The organism is Parasphingorhabdus sp. (assembly GCF_036963705.1).
Classification (GTDB): domain Bacteria; phylum Pseudomonadota; class Alphaproteobacteria; order Sphingomonadales; family Sphingomonadaceae; genus Parasphingorhabdus.
The window spans coordinates 1-8092 of record NZ_JBALUT010000091.1 but is presented as its reverse complement, the minus strand read 5'-3'; the positions used below and the strand labels follow the sequence as shown (position 1 = coordinate 8092).

Annotated in this window: 4 protein-coding genes; all 4 read right to left on the bottom strand. The window is 57.0% G+C overall.

Features of this window, described 5'->3' with window-relative positions:
• A partial coding sequence (locus V7680_RS14115; protein WP_335653906.1) for a thiamine pyrophosphate-binding protein occupies positions 1–169 on the bottom strand: 169 nt, incomplete at its 3' end.
• A 145-nt stretch (positions 170–314) separates the two neighbouring features.
• Positions 315–1265 carry a D-2-hydroxyacid dehydrogenase gene (locus V7680_RS14110; RefSeq protein ID WP_335653905.1) on the bottom strand — a complete coding sequence of 317 codons (951 nt, stop codon included), beginning with the start codon at positions 1263–1265 and terminating at the stop codon, positions 315–317.
• A 107-nt stretch (positions 1266–1372) separates the two neighbouring features.
• Positions 1373–2824 (bottom strand): cysteine--tRNA ligase, encoded by a 1452-nt coding sequence (gene cysS, locus V7680_RS14105; RefSeq protein WP_335653904.1) that lies wholly within the window; start codon positions 2822–2824, stop codon positions 1373–1375.
• 58 nt (positions 2825–2882) lie between these two features.
• Positions 2883–8092 (bottom strand): beta strand repeat-containing protein (locus V7680_RS14100; RefSeq protein ID WP_335653903.1); only part of this gene is annotated, 5210 nt, incomplete at its 5' end.

Sequence of the window (8092 nt, the reverse complement as noted above, 5' to 3'; positions counted from 1 at the left end):
CGGCCATGAAGCCGGCGCCTTGTTCGTGACGGGTCAGGATCAACTTGATTTTCTTCGACCGCGACAGGCTGTCGAGCATGTCGAGATTTTCTTCGCCGGGGACCCCGAACAAATATTCGACGCCTTCGTTTTCCAGACATTCTACAAATAGATCGGATGCTTTGGTCATGTGGGTCCTTCCCTGGCCGTGCGGACCAGTGCTATTGTGAGTAAATGGTAACGACCCCAGATGACCCTCAATCCCCTCAGAATGAAGTTCATCCTACCCCTATGATCTTGTCTGATAAGTCAAAAGAGCCGTCAAGTCACCCCCCTCAATATCCGCGATCGAAGTCGGCGACGGCTATCATCTCTTCGCCATTCCGGTAGCGTTTCAGATTTTCAACAAAGCGGGCAGCTGCGCGCTGGAACATCAGGGTTTGTGCTTGCCCGGACAAATGCATGGTGATGATGCAATTGGGCGCGTCCCACAGCGGGTGGTCGGCTGGCAGCGGTTCGGGATCGGCTACGTCGAGCGCGGCGCCGCCGATGGTCTTGTCTTTGAGGGCCGCAAGCAACGCGTCCTGATCGACCAAAGAACCGCGCGCGACGTTGACCAGCCAGGCAGAGCATTTCATCGCGGCAAATTCGTCGGCGCCAAACATATGTTTCGTATCGCTCGTTGCGGGGGCTGAAACAAAGACCCAGTCAAATTCGCCGAGCCGGTCTCGCCAGTCGTCGAGTCCGATCACATTGGGCTCACCGGTCGCGGTGCGGCGGACTGCGGTAATCTCGACGTCAAAGCCGGACAGCTTTTTGGCGATCTGCTGGCCGATCCCGCCATATCCGATGATCAGCGCCTTGCTGCCGTCGATCTCGACTGTTCCGGGTGGGACTTCGAGCCAATTATGCTGGCGCTGGTTGTCGTTGATGATATCGCTGCGCTTGGCGGCGGAGAGCATCATCATGATCGCAAATTCGGCGATCGGAGCGCTGTTCAGACCGGCGCCGTTGGTCAGCTTCGTGCCTTGTGCCTTGAGCTGCTCGAGCGGAAAATGCTCGACTCCGGCATAGATGCTGTTGAGCCATTTGAGACCGGTCGCTGCGGTGATGATCTTTGCCATTTTGTCTTTGTCATACATGTCGAACCAGCCGATCTCGGCATGCGGCGCGATTTCCATCGCTTCCTCGGTGCTGGTGAACCATGTGACATCGAGATCGCCGCAAAAGGGCTCGACCAGCGGACGAACAAGCGAAGCCATCGCGGCTTTTGGTTTGGTGGTCATCGAGACAGTCTCCTAATATTATCATTCTTCGAAAGATGAGAATGTTGTTTCGTGCTCGCGTGGCGCAACCGATGTTAGCCTTTACGAGCATAGCCCGGATCGAGGATTTATATCACTATTTTCCAGTCCCAGCGCAAAGGATCGCCGTCCATCAGTTCCACGCCCTGGCTGGTCAGCTCGTCTCGAATGACGTCGGCGGTTGCAAAGTCCTTTTCCGACTTGGCCTTCTGGCGCTGGTCCAGTTTCGCATCGATCTCTGTTTCGTTCAAAGCTGCATCTACCGGCCGGACCCGCAAATCATCGCGGGTCAGATTCGTCAGTTGCAGGCCCAGGACAGCGTCCATTTCCGCAAGCAACGTGAGTCTTTGTCCGGCAGGCAGTTTTTTGAGCGTCAGCAATTCTTCGAGCAGCGGCAGGCATTTCGAACTGTTCAAATCTTCACTCAAGGCCGCATCGAATTTTTCGCGCAATTGCTGGAGAGCGGGATGCTCGACCAGTTCAGCCTTTGCCTCGGCTTTTTCCACCAGCCGCTCCACGCCCATCAATATCCGTTTCAACCGCGTCAGCGCCGCGACCAGATTTTCCCAGCTGAATTCCAGCTCGCTGCGATAATGGGCCTGCAGGCACATCAGGCGATAGGCGAGGGGATGGAAGCCCCGGTCGATCAGCACCTGCAACCGCAGGAAATCGCCGCTCGACTTGGACATTTTGCCAGCGCGGTCGATCAGGAAATTATTGTGCATCCAGATATTGGCGCCGCTGTGTTCCGAACAATTATGCGCCTGGTTCTGGGCGATCTCGTTCGGATGGTGAATCTCGCGATGGTCGATCCCGCCGGTGTGGATGTCGAAGGTCTTGCCAAGATATTTGTTGCTCATCTGCGAACATTCGAGATGCCAACCAGGCGCGCCTTTACCCCATGGGCTATCCCATTCCATCTGACGGGTCTCGCCTTCGGGCGTCTTGCGCCAGATCGCGAAATCCTGCGGGTGGCGCTTGCCTTCAACCGCGTCGATCCGCCCTTCAATGTCATCGCTTTGCGCACCGGAGAGGCGGCCATAATCGGGCACGGTGCTGACGTCAAAATAGAGACCGCTTTCCAGCTCGTAGCAATGTTTGTCAGCAATGCTGTTTGCAAAAGCGATCATCTCTTCGACATGGTCGGTGGCGATTGCCCATTTTGCCGGCTGGCGGATGTTGAGCCGGTCGATATCGAGCCAATATGCATCGGTATAATATTTGGCGATATCCCAAGCCGATTTGCCTGATTGCGCGGCAGCCTTCTCCATCTTGTCGTCGCCGACATCGGCATCCGAGGTCAGATGGCCGACATCGGTAATGTTGATGACATGGGTAAGCTTATAACCCTTCCAACTCAGCGTGCGGCCCAGTAGATCGGCAAAAATATAGGCGCGCATATTGCCGATATGCTGGTAATTATAGACCGTAGGGCCACAGGTATAAACACGCGCTTCACCGGCGTGGACCGGCGCGAACGCCTCCATCTGGCGGGTCAGGCTGTTGAATAGTTTTAGCGGATATGTGGCATTGTCATTCATCACCCATCGCCTAATGGTTTTCCGCGCAAAAGGTCAACAGGTCAATTAATCTCCGCGATCATTCTGCAGGCTGAAGCTCTTCCTCGTCTTCATCGTCATCGACCAGGCATTTGCCGTCATTATCGAGCTCGCAATCGAGGCCGCTCACCCAAAGATCGTCATTGCCCGCGCCTGTTACTGGTTCGTTGATCAGGGGATCATCGGCAACGTCATCATTTTTCTTGATCTCGATCAGATTGGTCGCAAACGGATCCGCTTCGTATTCCTCCGGTGTAACCTCTTCTTCGATCACATCTTGAACAGGGTTATCCGGCGTTGGCGTATCTTGGCCGGGCGTTGGGGTCGGTGTCGGGGTAGGTGTTACCGGTGCACAACTCGCCGGATTGTTAATCACACAGCCATTGATGGTGGACGCCGCATTGAAGCCGGATCCCGTAATCGTTGTGGCCGGAATGGCTGGGATACCCGCTGCGCCATTGACCGTACCATTGATGACGATCGGTGTGATACCGCTGGGACCAGCATTGATGGACAGTCCGCCAGCGCCGGCAACAAAGCCCCGCCGGGCATCGAAGGCGGTGCCGCTGCCGGTATTCTGGACATAGAACTGGCTGGCAAGCAGTGTGACGCTGATAGCGTCCGCCCGGATAAACCCGTTGTCCCGGACATTGCCGTCATTTTCTGCAAGGCGCGCATCAATTTCAGCGGTGCTCATGCCTTGAATATCGGTGAAAGCCTGGTCCGACATGGCGTATATATTGCGCGCGGTGAGGGAAAGATTACCCGACAGACTAGCGTCATTGGCCATCGTGATTGAACCGGTTGCGGCGTTTACAAACAGATCATCGCCGACGGCGAGGTTCAGATTCGTGTTTGAGTCGCCCTGGACGGACAGGTCTCCGATCACAGTAATCGATTGATCTGCGAAAATATTGAAGTTTCCATCCGATCCGAAATTGCCGTCGGAAAAGGCGCTCGCCGTCAGGGTTTGGATCGTTAGATCAAATCCGCTGAGCCCCGTCTCGGCAACGTTGATTGTCAAATCACCGCCCGAATGGATCCGGCTGAATTCATCGTTTGTGAGAGAGAATGTCCCGCCCAGATCCGTCTCGTCGCCGAGTCTCATCTGCCTGGTGCCGTCGGTGGAAATCCGGATGTCGCTGGTTGAAGCGTTCTGGCCCAGACTGCCGGCAGATCCGATATTCATATCGGCGCTGACCGTCTGGATAGTGCCGCCTATTGCATCCGCCTGGATGTCGATTGCACGGCCAGCAGTGATCTGCAGGCCATTCGACGCGCTTACCAGGCCGTTGATCGAAACATTGTCGTCGGCGCTCAAGGTGATGTCACCTGTGGCTTGCGCGCCGTCGACTTCCAAGCCTGCCGCCGAGGACAGATTGATATCGCCATTGGTAGCTTCGGCGCGGACCCTCATTTGTTGTTGCGTGACAATCGAGACAGCTTCGCCCGAAGCGACAATGCTATTGGACACATCGACATTATTGGTGACGTTGACCAGACCGGCTGCAGCGGTCAAAAATATGTTGTTGCCCGAGACATTGGCTATCTCGATCCCGTTCTCGGCGCTGATGTCGACTTCGTTTTCGCCCTGGCTTGTTGTAGCCGCATTCACTTCGTTAGCAGCAAAGGCACCTTGCAATTGGGCTCGGACATTTGCGCCGCTGTCGACGGTTCCCAGATCGGCGTCACCGCCGCCATTGATCGCAATATCGCCATCGGAAGTCAGATCGTCTCCGGCGATGTCGCCCCCCGCGTTCAGGGTCGTGCCACTGCTGCTGGCTGCGCTGGCGAAGTTGATATTGCCGCCGGCGTCAACCGTGAACGTGCCGCCCTGAGCATCGAGATCGCCAAACCCGACATCGCCGGTTGCATCGAGGTCGATGTCGCCGCCTACGGTAACTGTGCCATTGCCATCGATATTTCCCGCGAGTGCATTGAGCGTCAGATTGCCGCCGATGGTGCCGTTATTCAACGCTACCGACGCGCCGGTAATATTGGTGTCGCCACCGCTGATCGCATTGGCGACGGTCGGTGTTCCGGTCGCGGTGACATTAATATCATCAACTGCGTCGAGCGCACCGGTGGCCGTGATATCGCTGCCGCTATCCAGCTGGATGTTCGAGCCAGTCAGCGTTTCACTAGCAAAGGCGATCGATCCGGCCTGGCCGGCGTTGGCAGTGTCGAACGACAATGCAAACAGGTCAATTCCGGTGCCGCTGGCTGTCGCACTGGCCAGACTGATCGCGCCGTCTGCGTCAATCGCAACGTCATCGCCGGCCGATACCGTCGTCAGGCTGACGTCGCCCAGCGCACGGATCGCTACGTCTTCACCGGCGTCGAGAGTTCCGTTTGAGACAATGTCGTTGCCTGCCAGCAAGCCGATCGACCCGGCCGTCGGCGTGCCGGCACTGGTGGCAGCGGAACCGAGCGCGATATCCTGCGCTGCCGACACCAGGATGTCGCCGCTATTTGTGGTGAGCGCACTCGCTGTCACATCATTGGCGGACAGGTTGATGCTCTGGCCGAGACCGGTTGCGGTGATATCGCCTGCGCCCGTGTTCGCGCCAATAGTTCCGTTGCTTGCGGTCAGAGTGGTCGATCCGGTCGAAGTCAGGGCATCGAACAGGATATCCGATCCGCTGGTCATTGTGATTGCGTCGCCGGCGGCGTCGCCGACAGCAATATTGCCGCCGTCCAGGCCGATGTCACTGGCGGCGTCAAGATCGCCACCATTGATGCTTCCGCCTGCCGTGATAGTGATTGCGCCGGTCTGTGTGAGGAGATCGGCAAATCCTGCATCTCCTGTCGCGTCCAGATCAATTGCGTTGCCGACGACCACAGTGCCATTGCTGTCTATATTGCCGGCGAGTGCATTGAGCGTCAGATTGCCGCCGATGGTGCCGTTATTCAACGCTACCGACGCGCCGGTAATATTGGTGTCGCCACCGCTGATCGCATTGGCGACGGTCGGTGTTCCGGTCGCGGTGACATTAATATCATCAACTGCGTCGAGCGCACCGGTGGCCGTGATATCGCTGCCGCTATCCAGCTGGATGTTCGAGCCAGTCAGCGTTTCACTAGCAAAGGCGATCGATCCGGCCTGGCCGGCGTTGGCAGTGTCGAACGACAATGCAAACAGGTCAATTCCGGTGCCGCTGGCTGTCGCACTGGCCAGACTGATCGCGCCGTCTGCGTCAATCGCAACGTCATCGCCGGCCGATACCGTCGTCAGGCTGACGTCGCCCAGCGCACGGATCGCTACGTCTTCACCGGCGTCGAGAGTTCCGTTTGAGACAATGTCGTTGCCTGCCAGCAAGCCGATCGACCCGGCCGTCGGCGTGCCGGCACTGGTGGCAGCGGAACCGAGCGCGATATCCTGCGCTGCCGACACCAGGATGTCGCCGCTATTTGTGGTGAGCGCACTCGCTGTCACATCATTGGCGGACAGGTTAATGCCTTGTCCAAGGCCTGTGTTGGTAGCGTTGCCGATGTCGATAGTATTCGCAGCTTGGAGATTGATGCTGCCGCCTGCCGTCAGATCACCGGGACCGGTGCCGGTCAGGTCACCGTTCGTGGCATCGAGTGTGATGCCGCCAGATGACAGCAAGTCATTGAAGCCGACATTATTGCCCAGAACCGAGATTGATGTCGCGCTGCTGTTGCTACCGAGAAAGGCGTCTCCGGTAGCGGCGGTCAGCGTGATCGAACGGTTGGCGGGCAGGTCGATTTGGTCAAAGCTGACGTCGCCGCCGGCGCTGATGTCGATATCGATATCGGCGCTTTGCGACAGGGTACCGACAATGATGCTGCCCGGCACCGTAAAGCTGGCTTCAAGAGGAGCGCCGACTTGCGCAACGGTCGTCAATTGGCCGCCGGTGGTAATCGATGCTGCGTTGATGTCCGCGCCGACCGTGATTCCGATATCGCTGGCGCTGTCGAGATCTGCCGTGCCCAGCAAGCTGCCGGCCGCATCAATGGTGATAGAGTTACTGGTCACGGAAACGTCGGTCAGATCAATATCGCCTTCGGTACTTTGCAATGCCAACTGATTGACCGCGTCGAGCGTGGTTGCGATGCCCGTCGTTCCCATCACGATATCGCGACGGTTGGTAACCAATATGTCGTTGGCGGAAACTGTCCCGCTTTCGACGATGGCCTGGATCACATCATTGTTGCTCGCCTGACCGATGTAAACCAGGTTGTCGGCGTTGAGCGTGCCGAGACAGACATTGCCCTCCAGGCATTGTGCGCTCAGCAAGCCGTTATCATCGCTCTGGGTGACGCCATTGGCAGGTGCATTGTTTACGTCCACGCTGATCGAACTGGCAGTGATCGTACCGCCGAGGCCATCGACTGCATTTGCAGTCATGACGACGGCAAAATTGTTGGCATTAATGTCGCCTGCCGCCACGATCGATGCGATCGGTGTCGGCGGAGTTGTAAATATGTCCGTGATGCCGCCGGCCTGCAAACGCAGATTGTTCAAATTCGTAAACGGAGTGGCTGCACTTGGCGTCGTCGCAGGATTGTTCGCGGCGGTAACGCTCGCTCCCGATTCTATGATGATGTCATCGCCGGTCTGAACGGTCAGACCATTGTCCGAAATTGTCGAACTTCCTCCGAGGAAGGTAGCAGTTCCGCCTGCGCGGACCCGTATAAAGCCGGTCGAAGTGACAAGACCTGAGACATTGGCATTGTAATTCGGATCATATGCGCCACTGGTCAGGAAGGGGTCAAAACCTGCCGTAATCGTCAATTCAGGGCCGCCTACTTGAGGCGCGCCGGATGTAAATACCACGGGAATCCCGGTGACGGCTGCGTTGGTCACATTGGCATCGAATAGTGCAGAAATACTGACAAGATCGACACCGGCTATATCGGCCACAGTGGCATTTTGTTCTGCGCGTACCGTGGCTGTATCTGCCGCATTGATTCGCGAACCTTCTGTGCTGACGAAATTGCCCAGCGCTGTTGCAGCGAAGGTGCCCGACACGTCGATTGAGTTGACCGGATTTAGATTATTGGTGTGATTGATTAGGATGCCCTGACCGCTGTTGAGCGTAGCATTGCCGCCGACCGTCATTTGTGCGTCGCCGTCGAAGTCATATTCGATATTGCCTACGACATTGACGGTTAGATCGCCGAGAACAGACACGGCTCCGCTGTCACCGGTGACATAGAATCCACTCGACGGATTGCTGTTCGAGAATGTGAGCGAGCCGCTAACGGCGTCAAAGGCGTCTGCGG